Source organism: Curtobacterium pusillum (assembly GCF_013359865.1).
In the GTDB taxonomy this organism is placed as follows: Bacteria; Actinomycetota; Actinomycetes; order Actinomycetales; family Microbacteriaceae; genus Curtobacterium; species Curtobacterium pusillum.
Genome location: NZ_JABMCE010000054.1, coordinates 1 through 404, shown reverse-complemented (window position 1 = coordinate 404; position 404 = coordinate 1). Strand labels below are relative to the sequence as shown.

Genomic DNA, 404 nt, shown 5'->3' with positions numbered 1-404 from the left:
TTCGGGTCGGGTTGGAACGGGTTGGGGGTGAGCGGGTCGGCTGGTGCACGTTGTTGGGTCCTGAGGGACCAGGCTTCCCAGTCTTCGGGCTGGGGGTTGAGCCGCACGGAGTGATCCGTATGGTTCTTCGGTGGGCCAGGGTGAAGCAGTCCGTGTGACTGTGGAGCGCTGGTGCCGATCGTATGTTGAGAACTACACAGTGGACGCGAGCATCTTAGATCGCTCGCAACGAACCTAGGGTCTTCGGATTCCGGGGTTGTTGTCGAGTCGATCGCAATTTTAATCTTTGTGGTCAAGTTTCTAAGAGCAAACGGTGGATGCCTTGGCATCTGGAGCCGAAGAAGGACGTAGAAATCTGCGATAAGCCTCGGGGAGCTGATAATCGAGCTGTGAGCCGAGGATTT

1 rRNA gene is annotated in these 404 nt (G+C 56.7%); it reads left to right on the top strand.

The features are described 5' to 3' along the window. Positions 1-290: 290 nt before the first annotated feature. Positions 291-404 (top strand): 23S ribosomal RNA (locus tag HP507_RS03795); the annotation flags it as partial.